Genomic DNA, 21,676 nt, shown 5'->3' with positions numbered 1-21,676 from the left:
TTTACAATAATTCCTGCTTTCAGGTTTTTAGCGTACTTCTTAACCTTTATTTGACCAATGAAACGATTCCCTCAGTTGCTTTTATTGGCTTGCGTCGCCTTGCCTCTCACCTCCGCTCTTAGCAGTTATACCCCGTTTACCACCGCTCTAGGCAGCCTTGAGTTGCTGGCCAAACTGCCCGAGGTGATTGTGGAAAGCTCTGGTTTGGAGACGGCCGGTACGCCGGGACAGTACTGGACGCACAATGACGCCGGCAACCTGCCCATCCTCTACAAAATAAACGAACAAGGCAAACTACTCAGCCAGACCCAGATCCAGGGCACCATCAACAATGACTGGGAAGACCTGGCCCAGGACAACAAAGGCTACCTGTACATTGGCGATGTGGGCAACAACAAAAACGAGCGCCAGGACCTAAGAATCTACAAAGTCTCTCCCAAACAGGGCTTTAAGGCACAGGTCATCAAATTCAGGTACCAAGACCAGCCCACTGGCAAAGTAGAAAAAGAGTTGCGCAACTTTGACTGCGAAGGCTTCTTCTGGCACAACAACAAACTCTACCTACTCTCCAAGGACCGCGGCCAGCAACGTACGTCCAAACTATATGAACTTTCAGACCAGCCCGGCACCCACACCGCCAAACTGGTCAGCAAAGCCCAAATTCCGGGTGAGGTCACCTCAGCGGATGTAAGCCCCGATGGCACCAAGATGGCGGTTCTGACCTACGGAAAATTGTACGTCTACCCTATCAGGAAAGGCTCTAACCAGTTCTTCAGCCAGAAGCCCCAAGTCATGCTGTTGCCCAAAACCGGCAAGTCTGAGGCCATCCTGTTCAAAGACAACAAGACGCTGGTCATGAGCAACGAGGAAGGCGACCTTTTCCAATACGCGCTGTAGAAACCCAACCAACATAAAACAGTTCGGCCTCCGGAAAGTCTACTTCCGGAGGCCGAACTGTTTTTAGGCTATTTTCTGGAAATCACGCCAAAAACGGCTAGCTAACCATTTGTTGCGGTGGTCTGGGTTGGCGCAGGGCGTAGATAAGCACCACAATGCCAATCAGAATCAACGGGATGCTCAGCCACTGGCCCATGTTCAAGGTCAGCTCATCTTCAAAGGCTTCCTGGTTTTCCTTCAGGAACTCAACCAGGAAACGGAAGGTGAACAACAACGTCACAAACAGCCCGAACAGCAGTCCGCGCACTTTGCCGGCGCCTTTCTTCCACATGGTGTAAAGCAAAATAAACAGGAACACGCAGAAAAGGCTTTCATACAACTGCGTTGGATGGCGTGGGTCAACGTAGGCTGGCACACCATTGAAGAGCTCATTGTTGCGCACAAACTTAAAGGCCCATGGCAAGTCGGTCGGTTTGCCGATGATTTCTGAGTTCATGAGGTTGCCCAGACGAATACAGGCACCGCCCACGGCCACCACAATCACAATACGGTCCAAGACCCACAGGTAGTCAAACTTGTACTTCCGGCTGAACAGGTACAGCGCCGTCAAAATGCCTATGGTACCGCCGTGGCTGGCCAGACCGCCTTCCCAGATTTTGAAAATCTCCAGCGGGTTAGACAAGTAGTACACCGGGTCATAGAACAGGCAGTGGCCCAGGCGCGCGCCAATCACGGTACCAATGACCATATATAAAGTGAGTACGTCCACATCCTCTTCTTTGCGGCCGTCTGTTTTGTAGATGTACTTCTCAATGGGTTGCGTCAAGACAAAGGCCATGGCAAACAGCAGGCCGTACCAGCGCACCGTCAAAGGCCCAAGTGAGAAAAGGTCTGGGGACACGTCCCAGGTGATAAAATCCAGCATGGTAGATAGGTTAAAGCGCTAAAATTACAATTTAATATAAGAGAGGCAACCACCAAGGCAGAATCTGGCAGAACACTTTCGCCTTTTTTGATGTTACTTTGCAGGCGCAAACCGCAAAACCTTGTAAGGGGCTGTTGGTTGCATACTCAGAAACGGTTAGGAGCCCCAAGTTCTTGCCTTTACCCTATATTAACTAATTTCAATGTCAACTATAAGTACTGATATCTGTATCATCGGGGCGGGCCCGGTGGGCTTGTTTGCAGTGTTTGAAGCCGGTCTTCTTAAAATGAAGTGCCACGTGGTAGACGCCCTTCCGCAAGTGGGCGGGCAGCTCTCAGAAATCTACCCGAAGAAGCCCATTTATGATATTCCCGGCTACCCGATGGTCTTAGCCGGCGACTTGGTGCAGAACCTGATGCAGCAGATTGAGCCCTTCCACCCCACCTTTACCCTGGGTGAGCGTGTGGAGGAGATTGAAAAACTGGAGGACGGCTCTTTCAAGTTAATCACTACAGACAAAACCGAAATCACCTGCAAAGTAGTGGTGATTGCCGGCGGCCTGGGTTCTTTTGAGCCGCGCAAACCGGCTATTGAGAACCTGGAGAACTTTGAAGGCGGCAAAGGTGTGGCCTATATGGTCAAAGACCCTGAGTTCTTCAGAGACAAGCGCATTGTATTGGCCGGCGGCGGAGACTCTGCTCTGGACTGGGCCATTTACCTGGCAGACGTAGCCAAAGAACTGACCTTGGTACACCGCGGCACCACCTTCAGAGGGGCGCCAGAATCAGCTGCCAAGGTGTCTAGTTTAGCCGAGGAAGGCCACATGAAACTGCTCTTGAAGTCTAACGTGACCCAGGTGCACGGCAACGGCCAATTAGAATCAGTGACCATCTCACCAGACGGCGCCGAAGGCTACCAAGTAGAAGCAGATTACTTCATCCCGCTCTTCGGGTTGGTGCCTAAGTTGGGGCCGCTGGAGAATTGGGGACTGGAACTGGAGAAGTCGGCCATTGTGGTGAACACCGTGGACTACAGCACCAACATCCCGGGCGTATACGCCATTGGCGACATCAACACCTACCCGGGCAAGCTGAAATTGATCCTGTGCGGTTTCCATGAGGCGGCCTTGATGGCGCAGAGTGCCTACTCCATTGTGTACCCAGACAAGAAGTTTGTATTGAAATACACTACCGTGAACGGGGTGCCAACCATGTAATGCCATGCAAGACGAGATAACCCTTTACGTAGAGAATGAAGCCGGGGAGCGCATTGCCGTTCCCGCCCCCACTGACATGGGCCTAAGCCTGATGGAAGTGCTAAAAGCCAACGAGTTTGACATCCTGGCCACCTGTGGCGGCATGGCCCTGTGCGCTACCTGCCACGTGGAACTGGTACAGGCCCCGGAACTACCCGAGGCTTCGGACGACGAACTTTACATGCTGGAGAACCTGCCCAACCTGCGGGAAGGCAGCCGTCTTTCTTGCCAGATTAAGATAACCCCAGACCTGGACGGTACTGTCATCAGGCTCATGGCCGACCATTAACCATCCTCAAATTACAGGAAGCCTCATGCAAGTGTAGCCTTACCGCTCCATTTGTGTGAGGCTTTTGTTTTTGCCCTCATTTCTGGAAAACAGGTCAAAAACCGCTTTAAACAATTTAAACCCATCTTTCAGAATCTGCCTTTCCAAGCCAAAGGTTAAGGTTTTGTTAAAATCTGTTTTTCTCTGCCAGCCGCTGTAATAATCCTATGGCCTTGCCTACTAATGCTTCAACCAAAGCAAGTATAGGTGGTGGAACAGCGCAATTCTGCCCCTTGCCCGCTTGAAATAAAAATTATCGTTTTCACTTCTTCTATGAAAAAATTTCTGCTCTTAACCCTGTTAAGCTGCGCCACCACCGCTCCAATTTGGGCCCAGGCCCCTACTCCTTCTGCCCGTCCGGCTGGCGCTCCCTCTGGGGCGGCTCCAGCGGTTGCCACGCCGCAAGGCGCTGGTAAAATCACGGGAACCGTGTCAGATTCTTCCAGCAGCAAGCCGGTTGAGTTTGCCACCATCGCCTTGGTTAACACTGCCACTGGTAAAACAGTAGACGGCACCGTGACCGATGAGAAAGGCCGTTTCACTCTGAACAAGGTAGCGAACGGTACTTACAAGCTTACCATAAGCTTCATAGGCTATGACACCAAAGAACTGGCGCAGGTCACCATCTCAGACAATGACCGCGACCATAACTTCAGCAAGATTGAGTTGAGCCCGTCTCAAACCAGATTGAAGGAAGTGACCGTAACCGGCGAGAAACCGCTCATTGAGGACAAAGTGGACCGCATGGTCTACAACGCCGAAAGAGACATCACCAACACGGGCGGCACCGCCGCCGACGTGATGCGCAAAGTCCCTTCCATTGCCTTGGACCAGGATGGCAACATTCAGATGCGCGGCAGCGGCAACGTGCGCGTATTGATCAATGGCAAGCCGTCTACCATGATGGCGGGCAACGTGGCAGATGCCTTGAAGCAGATTCCGGCAGACGTGATTAAGAACGTAGAGGTGATTACCAGCCCATCGGCTAAATATGACGCCGAAGGCACGGCCGGTATCATCAACATTGTGACTAAGAAAAACAGTTTACAAGGCATTACTGGTTCTACCACCCTCACCGTGGGCACCCGCGCCAGCAATGGCAACGCCAACGTAAGTGTGAAGTCTGGTAAATTGGGCGTGAACCTGAACGCAGGCACCAACGTGTTCTACGGCAAAGGTGAGATGAACATGAACCAGATGAACCAGTCCACCATCAAGGACCGGGCAAACACGCCGCAAAACGAAGGAGACAACCCTTCTACAACGGAGATTGAGACGCAATACAACACCAAGAGCCTCATTCAGCAGTTGGGCACCAACCGCGCCAACGGTCAGTTTGGGTTTGGGCAATTGGGTCTAGAATATGAGATTGATGAAAAGAACAGCGTTTCTGCGGGCATTAGAGTGAACACCGGTAACTTTAACATGCGCGCCAAGCAACACGCTACGGCTTTCTCGGCTAACCAAGTGGCGGCTGGTTCTCAGGACTTCGGGTCTGATGTGTTGGTGAACGAGTATGACCTCACCATGAAAAACAAGAACAACCGCCTGAGCATGGACTTGAACATGGACTACACCCACTTGTTCAAGAAACCGCAGCAGGAGTTCACATTCCTGACCTTGTTTAGTAAGACAGACCAGGACAACGAGGTTTTCCAGACGCGCTATGACTTAGAGGGCAACACCATCTCTGTTACCAACAACAACAACGAAGGCGAGAATAAAGAATTCACCTTGCAGGCGGATTACGCGCACCCAATGCCTAAGAACACTTTATTGGAGATTGGTGCCAAAAACATCATGCGTGATGTGAGCAGCAAGTCTTTCTACGGCGGCGTAAGCTCTAACGGAGACTTCTCATATGACCAGGACGTGCAGGCCGCGTATCTTTCCTATGGCTTCAACATCAACAAAAAGACGCAGGTGAAATTTGGCGGCCGCTATGAGTTGACCAACGTAGCCGCCGACTTTGTAAATGAAAAGCAGCCTGACTTCAAGGCAGACTATGACAACTTCATCCCGAACGTGACGGTGGCCTATGACTTGAAACCTACAATGAAAGTTCGCGCCTCGTTCACCCAGCGTATCCAGCGTCCGCAGTTGTTCTTCTTGAACCCGTACCGCCAGCAGCAAGGTCCTAACTTGGTAGTGTTTGGTAACCCAGAATTGGATGCTGAGTTGACAGATTCTTATGAGTTGAACTACAGCACCTTCTTTAAGACCACTTCTTTGAACGTGGCTGCCTATATGCGGGTAACGGACAACGCTATTGAGTCTGTGACGGATGTAATCAATGACACCACGTTCCTGACGTTCAAGAACATTGCCCGGAACAAAACCATGGGCATGAGCTTCTCTGGCTCAACCAAACCCATCCCAGCCTGGAACATCAATGGTAACGTGAACTTGTACTATGTACAACTAAACGCTCCTTTTGCTTCTAATGATGGTTTCATGTACAACATCAACGTGAGCTCTGGATATGACTTTGGTAAAGGCATCAGCGCGCAGTTCTCTGGTGGTTTCAATGCGCCAAGAATCGCGCTGCAAGGTCAGATGTCGGCTTTCTCTTATCACAACTTGTCTATCAGAAAAGAGTTGTTCGCCAAGAAAGGCGCATTGAGCTTAGGCATGGACAACCCGTTCAGGAGAGCCTTGGAGTTTGAGAACGTGCAGGAAGGCAATAGCAACACGTCTGGTTTGCCGTTCAGCACCAGAACCATTGCCACCCAGTACAACCGCGGTTTCAGGCTGACGTTTGAGTACCGCTTCGGTAAACTGCAGCAGCAAGGCCCACCTAAGCGCAAGAAATCCATCCGCAATGATGACGCAAAACAAGGTGACGGTGGCGGAGTGCAATAAGCCAACCATCATCCTTTCATAAAAAGAACGCCGGCAGATACCTGTCGGCGTTCTTTGTTTTTGGCCTCATTCTGGAAATCAGGCTAAAAATGATAATGCCAACCCAGTGTTTTGGCACTGGGTTGCTTTGGCTAAAAATATAAATATATACTATATACAATATTGATATACAGGCCCCGTTCCTCTTCAAAGCTTCTTTTGAGACGTCTGCGCTAATCTTTTCTTACTAGTCTATCTTTACATGCCCTCTTTCCTTTCGCTCTTATTTATTTGCTTATTCCCTGCGTCCTGGACCACAACGGTCAGCCCACTGTCAGTTTTCACGCAGCAGGCTTCTACCGTCACCCTCTCAGGGACCATCTTAGATGCAGACACCCAGAAACCAATTGCGTACGCCAGCGTGGGCGTCCTGAATGAGGCTATCGGCACCATCTCTAGTGACAAGGGCACTTTTACGCTAACCATTCCCAGTAACCAGAAAGACAAGACGTTGCGCGTTTCGGCCATTGGCTTTGAGGCGCAAGAGTTGAAAATACAAGAATTGCTTTCTGGGGGCACCTCGCTCAAAATCACTCTAAAAGCCCAGCCGGTTGAGCTAGCCGAGGTACAGGTGAAGGCTAAAAACTGGAAGACGAAAGAATTGGGCGGCAATGCGGGTCCTTTTACTTTGTTCCACCACGCGTTTGTGAATTCCACGCTGCCTTTAACCCAGAACCTGGGCAAAGAGGTGGGGCTTTACATTGGTACAGAAAATAAGGCCACCTTCTTGAGCAAACTCAATTTCTGCCTCACCACCAACCAGTTTGACGAGGTAAAGTTTAGGGTAAACCTGTATGCGGTGCAAGCCGGCCAGCCCACGCAATCCCTAACCCCCCAAGACATTATCATCACCGTTAAAAACAAGCAAAGAGGTTGGATCCAGGCAGATTTAGAGCCTTATAACCTATACTTAAACCAAGACTTTGTCATTTCATTGGAATGGATAGACTGCCAGCCTAAACAGCAAACAGGCGGCTTGACCCTGGCGGCCAGCATGCCCGGTTTCCAAACCAGTTTCCATAAGCGCGCCAGCCAAGACAAATGGGCCAGAATAACTAAAGTTGGCATGGGGCTTAATGTAGAAGTTCAGCGCGCCCATTAAACCTAACCCTCTTTTTGTTGTCTATCTGTTTTTAGCCTGATTCCTGAGAAATAGCCCAAAAACGCTTCTGCTCCCTACCCTCATGCTTGCCAATGGGTTTATTCAATCTGCCTATACCTTATTCAATCCCAGTATCACTTTAACCGTTTTTATGCGTCACCTTGTACTGCTTGCCTCTTTGCAATTATTCTTACTTTCTAGTCTCTGGGCGCAAAGCCCAACGGCTATTCCCCTTCCTTCCACCACTTCGGCCACTGGCGGCGGAAGCGTGCAGCGCGCAGGGGGTAAAGTCTCTGGCGCGGTCACGGACTCTACCACCAAAAAAGCCGTAGAGTTTGCCACCATCTCTTTGGTGAGCGCCGCCACCGGCAAACCCGTTGACGGCACCGTGACGGATGACCGGGGCCGCTTTACCTTGAACCGGGTGGCCTTTGGTACTTATACCTTGCAGGTGAGTTTTATTGGCTACAACACGTATACCCGCTCTGCTTTTACGGTGTCTGAGAAAGATGCTGAGGTTGAGTTGGGCAACATTGTGCTTAAGCCAGTGCAGAATAAACTGCGCGAGGTGACCGTGGTAGGCGAAAAGCCGCTGGTAGAAGACAAGGTGGACCGCATGGTCTACAATGCTGAACAGGACATCACCAACATTGGCGGCACGGCTTCAGATGTACTCAAGAAAGTGCCTTCTTTGACGGTAGATTTAGACGGCAACGTGCAATTGCGCGGTTCTTCTAATGTGCGCGTACTCATCAACAACAAACCCTCCAGCATCATGGCCAACAGCGTGGCAGATGCGCTGCGTCAGATTCCCTCAGACATGATCAAGACCGTGGAGGTGATCACCAGCCCCTCGGCCAAGTATGACGCCGAAGGGTCTGCGGGTATCATCAACATCATCACTAAAAAGAATACCATGTATGGCGTGAACGGAAGCGTGAACGCCTCTGCCGGTAACAGAAACGCCAACGGCAATGGCAACTTAAACATCCGTAGGGGTAAATTTGGGTTCAATGCCAACCTGGGCACGCACCAACAATACAACAACAAGAGCGACAATGAGCTGACCAGATATGTAATTGACGCTCCTAAGGCTGAAACTTTCTCCAGTACCTTGTTGCAACAGGGTACCTCTAAGCGCCAGGGCGGTGGCTTGTTTGGCCAGTTTGGCTTTGACGCCGATCTTGACTCCAGCAACTCCATTAATGCGGGCGTGAACTTCTACCGAGGCCGGTTCAACAGCAGCGGTTTCCAGTCCAGTGTTACAGACTTTAGAGACAACACTACCACGCCAGACCGTTACCTGGAGACTACTTCTGAGAACAAAAACCGCCACAACTCCCTGGACTTGAACTTGGGCTACACGCACATCTTCAAGCCTCAGCAAGAACTGGCGGTTTTGGGTCAGTGGACTAATGGCGGCATGAACACCTTCTCTAACCAGGACAACGCCATCAACCAGAATGACTTCTTAGACAACCTGGTGCGCAACACCAATGAGGGTTTCAACCGCGAGATGACCTACCAGGCAGACTATACGCATCCGTTTCAGAACAAGACCTTGCTAGAGGTGGGCACCAAAGCCATCCTTCGTCACGCCGAAAGCGACGCAATTTACCGTGACATTGACGTGGACACGGAACAGACCAAAGAGCGGGAGAACTCCTTTGGCTATGACCAGGATGTATATGCCACCTATGCTTCTTACAGTTTTAAAGCTTTGAAAAACTATAACATCAAATCTGGGGTGCGCTATGAGTACACAGACTTGCAGGCCAACTACATTGCCCCGGCTCAGCCTTCGTTTAAAGACAACTACAGCAACCTGATCCCGAATGTAATGGTGTCGCGCACGTTCAAGTCGCAGACGGTGCGTGTGGGCTACACCCAGCGTATTCAGCGTCCGCAGATTTGGTACCTGAACCCGTACGTAAACACGCAAGATAACATCAACTATTCCTTTGGTAATCCGGAGCTTTCGCCAGAGCTGACGCACTCATATGAGGTGGGCTACAGCAATTACTTCAAGACCAGCTCGGTGAACGTATCTTTATACTGGCGCCAGACCAACAACGCTATTGAAAACGTGCGCAATATTGTAGGCGAAGAGGACGTGAACCCAGATGTAGAATGGCTGCAGAAAGTAGGCAACTCATACACCACCTTTTACAACATTGGCAAGAACGCCACCTACGGACTGAGCTTCTCTGGCAACACCAAGCCCGTGCCGGCATGGAACATTGGCGGAAGCATCAATCTAAACTACATTGACCTGAAGAGCGTCATTCAAAGTAATGCGGCCTGGCAGTACAGCTTCAACGTGAACACGGGCTATGATTTCGGGAAGGGTTTGGCGCTGCAGGCGTTTGGGTCTTACAGCTCGCCTAGACCCAGCATCCAAGGTAAGTTCTCTGGCTTCTACTACTCCAGCGTAAGCGTGAAGAAGGATCTCTGGGACAAGAAAGGAAGCATTAGCGTGGGCGTGGATAATCCATTCTCCAAGTCCATCCAGTTCACCTCAGACCTGTCTAATGATAACTTCATCCAGAACACGGTCAACCAGAACTACAACCGCAACGTGCGCGTGAGCTTCTCCTACCGCTTCGGGAAGATGGACATGAACGCACAGCCGCGCCGCAAGAAATCCATTAAAAACGATGATGCCAAAGGCGGCGGGGAAACCAACTAAGCCTCTGCCAATTAAAAAAACTGAAGCCCGTCCTTGCTGCAAGGACGGGCTTCAGTTTTTAGGCTATTTCTTGGAAAGCAGGCCAAAAACACATTCCTATTCCGTTTGCGGAAACTGGTCTTCGGTTTCTGGCAGGGGCTGCTCTATAGGTTCTGTCACCTTCTTTTTCTTGATGCTGTACAGCGCCTTCTGCACCTCATAACAGGCCAACAGAAATAGTCTGAACGGCTGGGCGTTCTTCAAGACTTCTACCAGCGCCAGAATCTCCGGGATATACACCTTGGCAAAGTTGCGGTCATTCCTAGCGATGTCTCTGGTGTTGTCAATGATGTCGGCTAGTTTGATGGCTTGCGCCGGAAGGGAAATGCTGCTCAAACGCTGCACTTCCATTTCTTTGCGTCGCCGCCGGTTATGACCCGGGTAGGCAGACTTGATGAACTCGTCGGTGAGTTCTTCTACCCATAGTAAAATATTATGGGCGTTCGCCTCGGTGCCCTGGCAGACTTCCTCCAGAAAGGCTTGCAACTCTGGTGGCTTGACGGGCGTGTCTTCCAGCACGTCATGCAGCAACGCGGCCATGACCATACTGGTGGTGCCGTCATATTCTTTGACGGTTTGGGCCACGCGCTCCAGGTGCTTGACGTAAGGCTCATTGGTGAACTTGCGTCGTTGCTCGCCATGTGCTTCTACCGCAAACTCCCAGGCCCTGCGCTCCAACTTGGTCAAGAAAGAAGGACATTCCAACGGCTCCATAATTCCTTATTTAGGTTAAAAGCGAAATCCGTTTTCGGCCTATTTCTGAGAAAAGAAGCCAAAAACGGAAACGCCAACTATTTCAAAATCTTCCTATCGTCTAATCAGCATATTAAACAGTTAGCACCTTACTTCAATTCGCTCAATTCCTCCCTGAAGCCGCCGCTTAAGATAGGGAAGCGTAGCCAGCTGCGTGGATCCACGTTGTAGTCATCCAGGTGGAAGGACGGGGCGTAGCGCTCCCGCTTCCATTGGTTGCGGCTCCAAAGCGAATAGAAGCGCTGCACATATTGCTTAAGCTGGTCATCTGGGTAAGTGCCTTTCAGCTTCTCAAACACCTGCTGCGGCGATAGTCTGTCATAAAAGGCTAGGCGCTCAATTTGGTTCAGCAACGGATATGGCATGAGGTCCTTTTCATCGGTTTGGGCACGTTCTAACGGCCGCAATTCTGCCGTAGGCTGCAGGTTGTTCACGTACTGCAAGCCTTCATAGCCCAGGTTCAACTGTGCCCAGATGAGCCACTGCCGCACAAAGGACTTGTCCACGCCCGCAATTGGGGAGATACTGCCCGCCGTGTCCCCGTCCATGGTCGCGTAGCCCACTGAGGCCTCTGAGCGGTTAGACGTAGCCAGCAACAGCGAATTAGAGAGGTTAGCCAGCATCCAGATGCCGGGCGCGCGCACCCTCGCCTGAATATTCTGCAACGTCAAATCATCCTGCTCCCAGGTCAATGGTCTGCCAATGGCTTTCTCAATCTTACCGCGGTACCCGATTACCTCTTGATCAATGGTCCAGTTGTAGAACACCGCGCCAATGGATTTGGCCAATTCTTCCGCGGAACGGAAAGTATCATCAGAAGAGTTTTCGGTGCCTTGGTAAGCGGTGATAAGCAGTTTGCCCACCAGCGCATTTCTGAGGGCTATGCCAGACAATTGCTTGAACTGCTGTAGCTCTTCTGTGGTCAGGCATTGGGTTTTACGCACGAACTCTTCCAGGCCAATCTCTGCGAGGGCTCTAGTCACCATCTCAGCCACGGCCACGGCGCAGAGCGAGGAGTCTGCCCCGCCGCTTAAGGACAACACAAAGCCTTTGCTTTTGCTCTTGCGCAGGTAATCCAATAAGGCCACCGTAATCGCCGAAATAAATTCTATGTTCTCATCTACCGGCGGCAACGGTGTCACGTCCACCAAGGGCAGCGGATTATCAAACGATACCTCGGCGCATTCAAAGTCCACGTCTTTAAAGGAGAGCAATTGGTTTCTGAGAACCACGTTTCCGTTCTGGGCTATGAGAATCTCACCGTCATAAATCATTTTGCCCGCCTCGTTGCCCAGCAGGTTCACATACAGGTAGGTGCATTCAAACTGCTTGGACGCGTCTACCACCAAGTGGTAGCGTACGTCTGTCTTGCTCATGGCAAAGTGGCTGGCGCTGGGGTTAATGATGAGCTGTACGCCTTTGGGCTTGTGTCTATAGGCGGGTCGGTTCTCATTGCGCCAGGCGTCCTCACAAATCTCAAACGCGAATTTCACGCCTTGGTGCTCATAAATAATGTCGCCTATCTGGTAGGTCTGGCCCAGCATCTCAAAGTCTTGCACCGTATTGGCTGGCCATGAACTAAACCAGCGCGGCTCATAGTGCACGCCGTCATTGGCCAGGAACTGCTTGGCGGTAAAGCCCACAATCTTTCTGTCATTGATGACGCAGGCCGTGTTGTACAAAATCCCGTTCACCCGCACAGGAAGCCCTACGCAGACAATAACGCCTTGGCACCATTCCTTGATTTGGAGAAGGTGTTGAAAGCATTCTTCGGCCACCCACTCACTCAAGAATAAATCCTCGCAGCCATAGCCGGGAATGGTCATCTCGGGCAGGCAGAGGATGTCTACCTGCTGTTCATTGGCCTGTTCAATGGCCTTCTTGATGTTGCTAAGGTTATTCTCCCAGTCAAGGGGCGTTTGGTTGAGGGCGGCGCCGGCAAGTTTCATAGACTCAATTCTTTTGCAGTTTGTAACGCAAGAATGGCCCGCAAGTTAAAAAATACCGGGTACCAGAAGCCTAAAAACAGCTAGAAAGAAGTATGACTATTGCTTATTCAGCACTAAAAAGAAAGAGAGGATATAAGATGGAGATGCCGTTTTCAGTCTGGTTTCTGGAAAACAGGCTAAAAACGAAAGAGCTAACCGATGATGGCGCCGCTGGCTTTGAGGGCTTCCATGCTTTTCTCGGCGGCGGCCTGCTCTGCTTTCTTCTTAGATAATCCGCTGCCAGTGCCAATGGCCTCATCATCCACTACCACAGCGGCGGTGAACTCTGTGTTGCTGCCAGACTGCTTCTGCCCAATGATCTCAAACCGAATGCTCCGGTTCTGACCTTGCGCCCACTCAATGAGTTTGCTCTTAAAGTTGCTAGTGGTGGTGGTGAGTTGGTGCAGGTCAAAGTGTGGCTTCATGAGCCGGTCCAGGATGAACGTCTTAGTCTGCTTGTAGCCTTTGTCCAGGTATACGGCGCCTACCAATGCCTCTAGGGCATTGCCATTGATGAACTTATGCCGCGACACACCCGTGGTGGTATCTACCTTGATGAGCGTAGACAAGCCCACTTTCATGGCTAGACTGTTCAAAGACTCACGGTTCACCATGCGGGACCGGATCTCGGTTAGGAAGCCTTCGTCTTTGTAAGGGTATTTTTTGAACAGGTACTCGGCTACTACCGCGCCTAAAATGGCATCCCCTAAAAACTCAAGGCGCTCATTGGTCTCCTGGTTTCCTTTCAGGTTCAGGCGCACGAAGGACGTGTGCGTAAACGCTAATTGGTACAGGTGCAAGTTGTCTGGCGCCATGCCCGTAATCTGCGTGATGGCGTTGACAAAGGCTTTGTCTTTGTAGAAGAATTTGTGAAAAGCGCGGAGAACCGGTCTAATCGGAGACACTAGTCAACAAATTTGCGGAATATCACAGACGTGTTGTGCCCCCCAAACCCGAACGTGTTGCTCAGTGCAATATTCACCTCGCGCTCCTGTGCCTTGTTAAAGGTAAAGTTAAGCTTGGAGTTAAATTGCTCATCATCCGTTGAGTGGTTGATGGTAGGAGGAACTGCGCCGTTTTGGATAGCCAGAATACATGCGATGGCTTCAATAGCACCGGCCGCACCCAGCAAGTGACCCGTCATGGACTTGGTAGAGCTAATGTTGAGGTTATAAGCATGCTCCCCGAACACGTACTCAATGGCCATGGCCTCACTTACATCTCCCAGCGGAGTAGAAGTGCCGTGCACGTTGATGTAGTCTACTTCCTCTGGCTTGATGCCAGCGTCTTTCAAGGCGTTCTTCATTACGTTGCGCGCGCCCAAACCTTCTGGGTGCGGAGCGGTAATGTGGTACGCATCTGCTGACATGCCTCCGCCAATGATCTCGGCGTAGATTTTAGCACCGCGCGCCTTGGCATGCTCGTACTCTTCCAGGATGATGGCACCCGCGCCTTCGCCCAACACAAAACCGTCACGGTCTTTGTCAAACGGACGAGATGCTGACTCTGGAGAGTCATTGCGCTCTGAAAGGGCTTTCAAAGCATTAAAGCCTCCAACGCCTGCCTCTGTCACCGCTGCCTCAGAACCACCAGTCACCACTACGTCTATCATCCCCAACCTAATGTAGTTGAAAGAGTCAATAATAGCGTTAGACGCAGAGGCACAGGCAGACACCGTCACAAAGTTAGGTCCCCGGAAGCCGTATTTGATAGAAATGGACCCGGCGCTGATGTCAGCAATCATCTTAGGGATGAAGAACGGGTTGAAGCGTGGCGTACCGTCACCATTGGCGAAGTTCACACACTCTTCTTGGAAAGTACGTAGACCACCAATCCCAGAGCCCCAGATAACACCAATGCGGTCTTTGTCCAGTGCTTCAGAATCAATGCCTGAGTCCTTCACGGCCTGATCGGCCACAACCATAGCAAATTGCGTAAAGAGGTCCATTTTGCGGGCCTCTTTACGGTCAAAATATTGCTCAGGATCATATCCCTTAACTTCGCACGCAAACCGAGTCTTAAACTTAGAGGCGTCAAAGCGGGTGATGGGCGCTGCGCCACTTACTCCGTTGATTAGGCCGTCCCAATACTCTGAAACGGAATTCCCCACGGGGGTAAGCGCACCAAGGCCTGTAACTACAACTCTCTTAAGCTCCATAAGCTGCTAATAGAGGATAGAACCTGTATGATTGTAAAAATTGGATCGATGTAATAAAGAATAGGGGAAGATTACTTCGCGTGCTCTTCCAGGTAGCTGATCGCTTGGCCTACCGTTGCAATGTTCTCAGCCTGATCGTCTGGAATAGAAACATTGAATTCTTTCTCGAATTCCATGATCAATTCTACGGTATCAAGAGAGTCGGCACCCAGGTCGTTTGTAAAGCTAGCTTCTGGCGTTACCTCAGATTCTTCAACGCCTAATTTGTCAATGATGATAGCCTTTACTTTTTCTGCGATTTCTGACATTTTTTTAGAAGTTTTTTAAAACACAGTTGCAAAGAAATGGATTTGCAAACACAATGTCAAACAAATTGTGTTCAATAGTTTTATTCCGGTTTTTTATAAAATCTATTCTTGCGTTTCCAGATCGGTTCTTTAAATTGCCCATCCAACAAATCACAAACCCATTTACCTGCAATGAAGTCTTTAAAGTTAGATGTGGACTACGATTACGACTTTGACTTATACGGGGTTGTATCGTCTAGCAAAGAGCACACCCTGGCTTGGGCTTTAAACAAATCTTTTAGATTGCGCCTTATCAAGCAGGCAGACCTTTGCATTGATTTCTTGAACAAGGGCCGGCTGGTCATCTCTAACTACCTGCACAGCGCAGAGCACGGCTCTCTTCGGTTATTCAGGAACCGTTCTGTGGCCATGAGTACCCTTCCCGCTCCTTTTCTGGTGCCAGACATTAAGGAATATGACTACCTAATTCAAGTAACAGGCAGCCTGGATTCATTTCAAGAGCAGTTATTGCACAAATTACACGCAGTACCGTTAGTACAATACGTGCGGTCTTTTGACCCCAATAGTTTACGTCACAGAGAAAACCTTTTATTTTAGCCCATGGCTATCTATTTTAACAAGACCAAGATTATCGCAACGGTTGGCCCTGCCAGCAACACATCTGAACGTTTGAAAGCCCTGGTGGAAGAAGGCGTGGATGTATTTCGCTTAAACTTTTCGCATGGCTCTCATGAGGAGCATGCCAAGGTGATTACGGCAGTTAGAGAACTGAACGTGGAGATGGGCACCAACATCTGCCTGCTGCAAGACTTACAGGGTCCTAAGATCAGGATCAATGACGTAGAGAACGGCGCCGTAGAGATTGCGCCCGGCCAGATCATCAAGATTGTCTGTGACAAATCCATGGGTACCGCCTCTAGGCTTTCTACCAGCTACATGCGCCTGGCGCAAGACGTACGCCCTGGTGACGCCATCTTGATTGATGACGGCAAGCTGGAACTGACGGTGATTAGTACTGACGGCGACAAAGAAGTAGAAGCCGAAGTGGTGTACGGCGGCACCGTGAAGCCAAGAAAAGGCATCAACCTGCCAGACACTTTGGTGACCGCTCCTTCCTTGACGGAGAAAGACATCCAGGACCTGCATTTTGGGTTGGACAACAACGTGGAATGGATTGCGCTTTCTTTTGTGAGAAAGGTAGAAGACATCCATGAGATTAAGCGCATCATAGCCGAGCGCGGCAAAGATGCCCGCGTGATTGCCAAGATTGAGAAGCCAGAAGCCATCCGCAACATTGACTCCATCATAGAGGCCACTGACGCGGTGATGGTGGCACGCGGCGACCTTGGCGTAGAGATTGGCATGGAAGAGGTGCCCATGCTCCAGAAGATGATCGTGGAGAAGTGTACCGCCATTGGTAAGCCTGTGATCATTGCCACCCAGATGATGGAGAGCATGATCACCAGCCCCCGCCCTACCCGCGCCGAGACCAATGACATTGCCAACGCCGTAATGGACGGAGCTGATGCCCTGATGCTGAGCGCTGAGACCGCCGCGGGTATGTACCCGATTGAGACCATCCGGAGCATGAACCGCACCATCCAGTCGGTAGAAAACCAGGCTGAGGTGTTTCACCGCAACTTTGTCTACAACCCTAACTCAGACACGTTCTATAGTGACACCCTGGTAGCTAACGCCGTGGGCCTGGCCCGTGACACCAACGGACGCGCCCTGATTGGGATGACCAAGTCGGGCTACACTGCCTTCCAACTGGCCAAGCACCGCCCTAAAGCCAACATCTTCATTTTCACAGACAACCGCACGCTGTTGAACACCTTGAATCTGGTGTGGGGCATTAGAGGCTTCTACTATGACCGCTTTGTGTCTACTGATGAAACCATTGCTGACGTGAAAGAGATCTTGGTGCGCGAGCAACACTTAGAAACTGGTGACATCTTCATCAACATTGGCTCAATGCCCGTGATGGAGAAGAAACGCGCCAATATGATCAAATTGAGCATTGTCCACTAAAAGACGCTAGAGACTAGAATTTAAGGAGCTAGACTTTTAATACAACAAGAAGGCCCGCTTCCAAATGGAGGCGGGCCTTTTTGTTACAAGCTATTCTGGATTTTCGTTTTTAGCTTGTTTTCTGGAAACCAGGTCAAAAACGAAAGTCTCTACAACACAAAAAGCCTTGCATGGGGCAAGGCTTTTTGTTCAACGTAAGTAAAGGAACGGGTCCTTAAACTTAGGCTGCTAATTTATTTACAAACTTGGCCAACTTAGATTTGTTGTTAGCCGCTTTGTTTTTGTGAATCACGTTCTTCTTGGCCAAACGGTCTAGCATACCAGACACAGTTTTGAAAAGCTCTTGGGCTTCAGCCTGGTCGGTGGTGTTTTTCAAACGCTTTACAAACGTACGAGTAGTTTTTGCTTGATAACGGTTAAGCAAGCGTTTCGCGTTGTTAGATCTGATTCTCTTTATTGCTGACTTGTGGTTAGCCATGGTTTACAGTGAATATAAATAAATGCTTTTGACTTCTGGTTCTAAATGAGTTTGCAAAACTACAAGACTGCCAGATTAATTCCAAGAAGGAAGGGATTAAAATTTAATATTCTTCCTAGCCTTACCGGCCAAATACAGCCTGCATGGCCCTAGCGTCCACCAATCTATCCTTCTTTACAGGTTTAGCTTTCCTGCGGTATACTGGAAACCAAAGGACTAGGTGTGGTGTTCTAGGCTTGATTCTGTAAATTTACAACAAAATAAGAATTCACGCACCTAAATTTTATAAAAGAACCATGGGAATGTATCCTGAATATATGGTGGCCCCAATCCGGGAAGACCTTACCTCTGTTGGCTTTGAGCAATTGATGACCCCAGAAGAAGTAGAATCTGTCTTGAACCAGAAAGAAGGCACCGTGTTGGTAGCCATCAACTCTGTGTGTGGTTGTGCCGCTTCTAAAGCCCGTCCGGCCCTGAAAATGGCCGTAGCCTCCAGTGAAAACAAGCCTAGCAAATTGGTGACTGTATTTGCCGGCATGGAAGGTGACGCCGTGGCTAAAGCCCGCGAGTTCATGCTACCCTATCCTCCCTCCTCTCCTTCCATCGCTTTGTTTAAGGACGGCGAGCTGGTGCACATGATCGAGCGCCATCACATTGAAGGCAACGACCTGACCAGAATCGTGGACAGCCTGCAAGGCGCCTTTGAAGACTACTGCGCTAAGTAATCATCTTATTTGCAACCTCACAGAAAAGCCTGACACTTGATTGCGTCAGGCTTTTCTGTTTTGGCCTATTTTCTGGAAATCAGGCTAAAAACGCATCAGCACAGTCCCTTCTCCCTGAGGGAGAAGGTTAGGATGAGGGGGTTTGTATTGGAAATAAACCATCTGTATGCATAATCATCCCCCTACCCCCTTCAAAGGGGGACTGAATGCGCGGATTCTGTAGAGACTAGGCACTGCGGAGTACCACCGCTCACTTTTGAAAGAATCCGTATTTTCTAGTTCGAATAAACAAATAACCAACAACAACTACCCTACAGCGTCTTAAACCGATCAAAGGCCAGCCGTTCCAGTTCTTCGCGGTGGTTGGGATGGGCAATTTGGATAAGGGCCTTGGCGCGCTGGCGCAGGTTCTTTCCGTATAAATCCGCGATGCCGTATTCTGTCACGATGTAGCGCACATGGGCTCTGGTAGTAGTGACGCTGGCCCCGGGTTTGAGCATGTTCACAATCTTGGACTCGCCTTTGTTGGTAATGGAGGGCAAGGCAATGATGGGCTTTCCGGCATCAGAGAGGGCCGCGCCGCGCATAAAATCCATCTGGCCGCCTACTCCTGAGAACTGATAGGTGCCAATGGTATCAGCGCAGACCTGGCCGGTCAAATCCACCTCAATGGCGCTGTTGATGGCCGTCACCTTGGGGTTCTGCCGAATAATGGAAGTGTCGTTGGTATAGACGGCCTCCTTCAAGACCACGCCCGGGTTGTCATCCAGAAAATCGAAGACCTTCTGAGAACCGTTCACAAAACAGGAGACGATCTTGTGGGGAAGAATGCGTTTTTTGGACCCGGTGATGATGCCTTTCTCCACCAAGGGAATGATGCCGTCAGAGAACATCTCCGTGTGGATGCCCAAGTTCTTGTGGTTCATCAGCTGCGCAAGCACTGCGTCCGGAATGCCGCCTATGCCCATTTGCAACGTGGCACCGTCTTCTACCAGCTCGGCTACCATTCTACCTATCTGCAGCTCTACACTGCCCGTGTGCTTGCCCAAATGCTCAGGCAAGGGCTCGTCTACCCACACCTTGGCATGGAACTGCTTCATGTGTACCACGCCATCGCCGTGGGACCTAGGCACCCGTGGATTCACCTCAGCAATGATGATCTTGGCCGTCTCTACCGCTGACAAGGCTATGTCTACAGACGCTCCCAAACTGCAATAGCCGTGCGCATCTGGCGGCGACACCTGCACCAAGGCCACATCCAAAGGCAGAATCTTTCTCCTAAATAAAAAGGAAATCTCACTCAGGAAGATGGGAATGTAATCTGCGTGGCCTTCATTGATGGCCTGCCGAATATTACCGCCCACAAAGCACGCGTTGGTCTTGAAACTGCCGGCGTTTTCTGGATTTGTATAGGGCGCTGGGCCTTCGGTATGAATGTGGATGAACTCTACCTCCCGCAGCTCTGAAGAACGGGCAGACACTGCGTTCACCAGCCTAAGCGGCGTCATGGCGGCCCCATGCACAAACACGCGGTCCCCAGATTTTATGAGTTTGACGGCTTCTTCAGCGGAGGTATATTCTGTGGAAATGATCATGGCAGGTGCGGTATTGACGGTAAAAGAACTCTCTTACCCAACGACAAAATTACCGCCACGTTGCCCCTTGTATAAATGACGAGGGCCAACCGTTTGGCTGACCCTCGTCATTTTGCTTCAATTCCCAGAAAACAGGCTATAATCGCTCGGCTACATATTTGCGCAGGTCAAAACCTATGTCTTGCCTGAAATAGCGGCCCGGCCATTTGATGTGCGTGGCTGTCAGGTTGGCTTTTTTGAGCGCTTCTTCCATGTTGTTGCCCAAGGCGGTGATGGCCATGACGCGTCCGCCGTCCGTCACTACCTGACCTTGTCCGTTCTTCTTGGTGCCGCCATGAAAGCAATACACGTCCTGTGGCACCTCTTTCTCCAGACCATGGATTTCTTTACCCTTCTCGTAGTCCTCAGGATAACCGCCTGAAACCAGGAAGATGGTAGTGGCCGACCGCGGGTCTATCTGCAGGTTGAACTGTCCCAACTCATGGTCATGCAGGGCTTTGAACAGCTCAAACAAATCTGACTGGATGCGGGGCAAAATGGCTTCGGTCTCGGGGTCCCCCAGACGCACATTGTATTCAATCACGTAAGGCTCTCCATTCACGCTCATCAACCCAATGAACAAGAACCCTGAGTATGGGATGTTCTCTTCTTGTAAGCCCCTTAACGTAGGCTCAATGACGCGTTCGCGCACCTTGGCCATAAAGGCCTCGTTGGCAAACGGTACCGGGGAGACAGCGCCCATGCCGCCGGTGTTCAGGCCAGTGTCTTCCTCGCCAATGCGTTTGTAATCCTTGGCCTCTGGCAGCATGACATATTCTTTGCCATCCGTTAGTATGAACGCCGACATTTCAATGCCCTGCAGGAACTCCTCAATCACCACCTTGTTGCCCGCGCTGCCAAATTTGCTGTGCAAAAGCATGCCTTTGAGCGTGAAACTGGCTTCCTCAAAATCCTTGGCAATGACCACTCCTTTTCCGGCAGCCAATCCATCTGCTTTTAAGACAATAGGAAATGACTGCTGTTGCAGGTACATTAAGCCTTGGTCAAGAGTGTCAGCCGTGAAGGTCTGGTATTGCGCTGTGGGGATATTGTATTTGAGAAGGAACTGCTTGGAGAAGTCCTTGCTGCCCTCTAGCTGCGCACCCGCCTTGCAAGGGCCTACTACCAGAATGTTCTGGAGGTATTCCCGCTCCGCGAAATAGTCAGAGATGCCCGCCACTAAAGGATCCTCGGGGCCCACTACTACCATCATGATGTTAAAGTCCGTAGCGAATTTGGCCAGTTCCTCAAAATCCATGGTGGAGATGTCTACGTTGGTGGCAATCTGAGCCGTGCCGGCGTTCCCGGGCGCTACGTAGATTTTGTCACAGTAAGGGCTTTGCTGCAATTTCCAGGCGAGGGCGTGCTCGCGGCCGCCAGAGCCGATGATGAGGACATTCATATTCTTTTGGTTTGCACCCGGGCGTGGCCGCGCAGGTATGATTCAAAATGAAGCCTTGTCCGT

Annotated in this window: 18 protein-coding genes; 9 read left to right on the top strand and 9 right to left on the bottom strand. The window is 50.5% G+C overall.

Annotated features, from left to right (window positions below; translation table 11 throughout):
* Positions 1 to 57 precede the first annotated feature (57 nt).
* Complete coding sequence (locus TH61_RS11305) at positions 58 to 897, top strand: hypothetical protein (RefSeq protein WP_157600689.1); 840 nt, start codon at positions 58 to 60, stop codon at positions 895 to 897.
* Positions 898 to 994: 97 nt separating this feature from the next.
* Here TH61_RS11305 and lgt read toward each other — a convergent pair whose 3' ends face one another.
* Complete coding sequence (gene lgt, locus TH61_RS11300) at positions 995 to 1,822, bottom strand: prolipoprotein diacylglyceryl transferase (protein WP_066509217.1); 828 nt, start codon at positions 1,820 to 1,822, stop codon at positions 995 to 997.
* A 202-nt stretch (positions 1,823 to 2,024) separates the two neighbouring features.
* Here lgt and TH61_RS11295 point away from each other — a divergent pair, with 202 nt between their 5' ends.
* The 5 genes from TH61_RS11295 to TH61_RS11275 all read left to right on the top strand — a co-directional run bounded on the left by TH61_RS11295 (position 2,025) and on the right by TH61_RS11275 (position 10,097).
* Positions 2,025 to 3,038, top strand: coding sequence for an NAD(P)/FAD-dependent oxidoreductase (locus TH61_RS11295; RefSeq protein WP_066509216.1), 1,014 nt, complete (start codon positions 2,025 to 2,027; stop codon positions 3,036 to 3,038).
* A gap of 4 nt (positions 3,039 to 3,042) precedes the next feature.
* Entirely contained in the window at positions 3,043 to 3,366 is a 324-nt protein-coding gene (locus TH61_RS11290; RefSeq protein ID WP_066509215.1) for a 2Fe-2S iron-sulfur cluster-binding protein, read from the top strand.
* Between the two features lie 312 nt (positions 3,367 to 3,678).
* Entirely contained in the window at positions 3,679 to 6,267 is a 2,589-nt protein-coding gene (locus TH61_RS11285; RefSeq protein WP_066509214.1) for a TonB-dependent receptor domain-containing protein, read from the top strand.
* Between the two features lie 241 nt (positions 6,268 to 6,508).
* Positions 6,509 to 7,408: a carboxypeptidase-like regulatory domain-containing protein gene (locus TH61_RS11280; protein ID WP_066509208.1), complete on the top strand. Its 900-nt coding sequence runs from the start codon at positions 6,509 to 6,511 to the stop codon at positions 7,406 to 7,408.
* A gap of 151 nt (positions 7,409 to 7,559) precedes the next feature.
* Complete coding sequence (locus TH61_RS11275) at positions 7,560 to 10,097, top strand: TonB-dependent receptor domain-containing protein (RefSeq protein WP_197464032.1); 2,538 nt, start codon at positions 7,560 to 7,562, stop codon at positions 10,095 to 10,097.
* Between the two features lie 96 nt (positions 10,098 to 10,193).
* On the opposite strand, the gene TH61_RS11270 is transcribed toward TH61_RS11275, so the two are convergent.
* The 5 genes from TH61_RS11270 to TH61_RS11250 form a co-directional block, all read right to left on the bottom strand.
* Complete coding sequence (locus TH61_RS11270) at positions 10,194 to 10,850, bottom strand: HD domain-containing protein (RefSeq protein WP_082780359.1); 657 nt, start codon at positions 10,848 to 10,850, stop codon at positions 10,194 to 10,196.
* A gap of 128 nt (positions 10,851 to 10,978) precedes the next feature.
* Positions 10,979 to 12,838 (bottom strand): NAD(+) synthase, encoded by a 1,860-nt coding sequence (gene nadE, locus TH61_RS11265; RefSeq protein WP_066509204.1) that lies wholly within the window; start codon positions 12,836 to 12,838, stop codon positions 10,979 to 10,981.
* A 191-nt stretch (positions 12,839 to 13,029) separates the two neighbouring features.
* Positions 13,030 to 13,782, bottom strand: a complete 753-nt coding sequence (rnc, locus tag TH61_RS11260) for a ribonuclease III (RefSeq protein ID WP_066509202.1) — start codon at positions 13,780 to 13,782, stop codon at positions 13,030 to 13,032.
* A complete protein-coding gene (gene fabF, locus TH61_RS11255; protein ID WP_066509200.1) occupies positions 13,782 to 15,035 on the bottom strand; it encodes a beta-ketoacyl-ACP synthase II in 1,254 nt (417 codons plus the stop codon). Before fabF ends, rnc begins: the two co-directional genes overlap by 1 nt.
* Positions 15,036 to 15,106: 71 nt before the next feature.
* Positions 15,107 to 15,343 (bottom strand): acyl carrier protein, encoded by a 237-nt coding sequence (locus TH61_RS11250; RefSeq protein ID WP_007659745.1) that lies wholly within the window; start codon positions 15,341 to 15,343, stop codon positions 15,107 to 15,109.
* A 171-nt stretch (positions 15,344 to 15,514) separates the two neighbouring features.
* Between TH61_RS11250 and TH61_RS11245 the strand changes: the two genes are divergently transcribed.
* Both TH61_RS11245 and pyk read left to right on the top strand, forming a co-directional pair.
* Entirely contained in the window at positions 15,515 to 15,940 is a 426-nt protein-coding gene (locus TH61_RS11245) for an IPExxxVDY family protein (protein WP_066509198.1), read from the top strand.
* Positions 15,941 to 15,943: 3 nt separating this feature from the next.
* Positions 15,944 to 17,374 (top strand): pyruvate kinase, encoded by a 1,431-nt coding sequence (pyk, locus tag TH61_RS11240; protein WP_066509196.1) that lies wholly within the window; start codon positions 15,944 to 15,946, stop codon positions 17,372 to 17,374.
* A gap of 220 nt (positions 17,375 to 17,594) precedes the next feature.
* On the opposite strand, the gene rpsT is transcribed toward pyk, so the two are convergent.
* Entirely contained in the window at positions 17,595 to 17,852 is a 258-nt protein-coding gene (gene rpsT, locus TH61_RS11235) for a 30S ribosomal protein S20 (RefSeq protein ID WP_066509191.1), read from the bottom strand.
* A gap of 302 nt (positions 17,853 to 18,154) precedes the next feature.
* Between rpsT and TH61_RS11230 the strand changes: the two genes are divergently transcribed.
* Positions 18,155 to 18,577 (top strand): BrxA/BrxB family bacilliredoxin, encoded by a 423-nt coding sequence (locus tag TH61_RS11230; RefSeq protein WP_066509190.1) that lies wholly within the window; start codon positions 18,155 to 18,157, stop codon positions 18,575 to 18,577.
* A 311-nt stretch (positions 18,578 to 18,888) separates the two neighbouring features.
* Here TH61_RS11230 and TH61_RS11225 read toward each other — a convergent pair whose 3' ends face one another.
* Together TH61_RS11225 and purD are read right to left on the bottom strand one after the other, a co-directional pair.
* Entirely contained in the window at positions 18,889 to 20,172 is a 1,284-nt protein-coding gene (locus TH61_RS11225; RefSeq protein WP_066509189.1) for an acetyl-CoA hydrolase/transferase family protein, read from the bottom strand.
* Between the two features lie 136 nt (positions 20,173 to 20,308).
* Positions 20,309 to 21,613, bottom strand: coding sequence for a phosphoribosylamine--glycine ligase (purD, locus tag TH61_RS11220; protein WP_066509188.1), 1,305 nt, complete (start codon positions 21,611 to 21,613; stop codon positions 20,309 to 20,311).
* Positions 21,614 to 21,676 lie beyond the last annotated feature (63 nt).

This window comes from Rufibacter sp. DG15C (assembly GCF_001577755.1).
GTDB lineage: Bacteria > Bacteroidota > Bacteroidia > Cytophagales > Hymenobacteraceae > Nibribacter.
The sequence above is the reverse complement of the archived record's forward strand: the minus strand, read 5'-3'. Positions and strand labels throughout refer to the sequence as shown.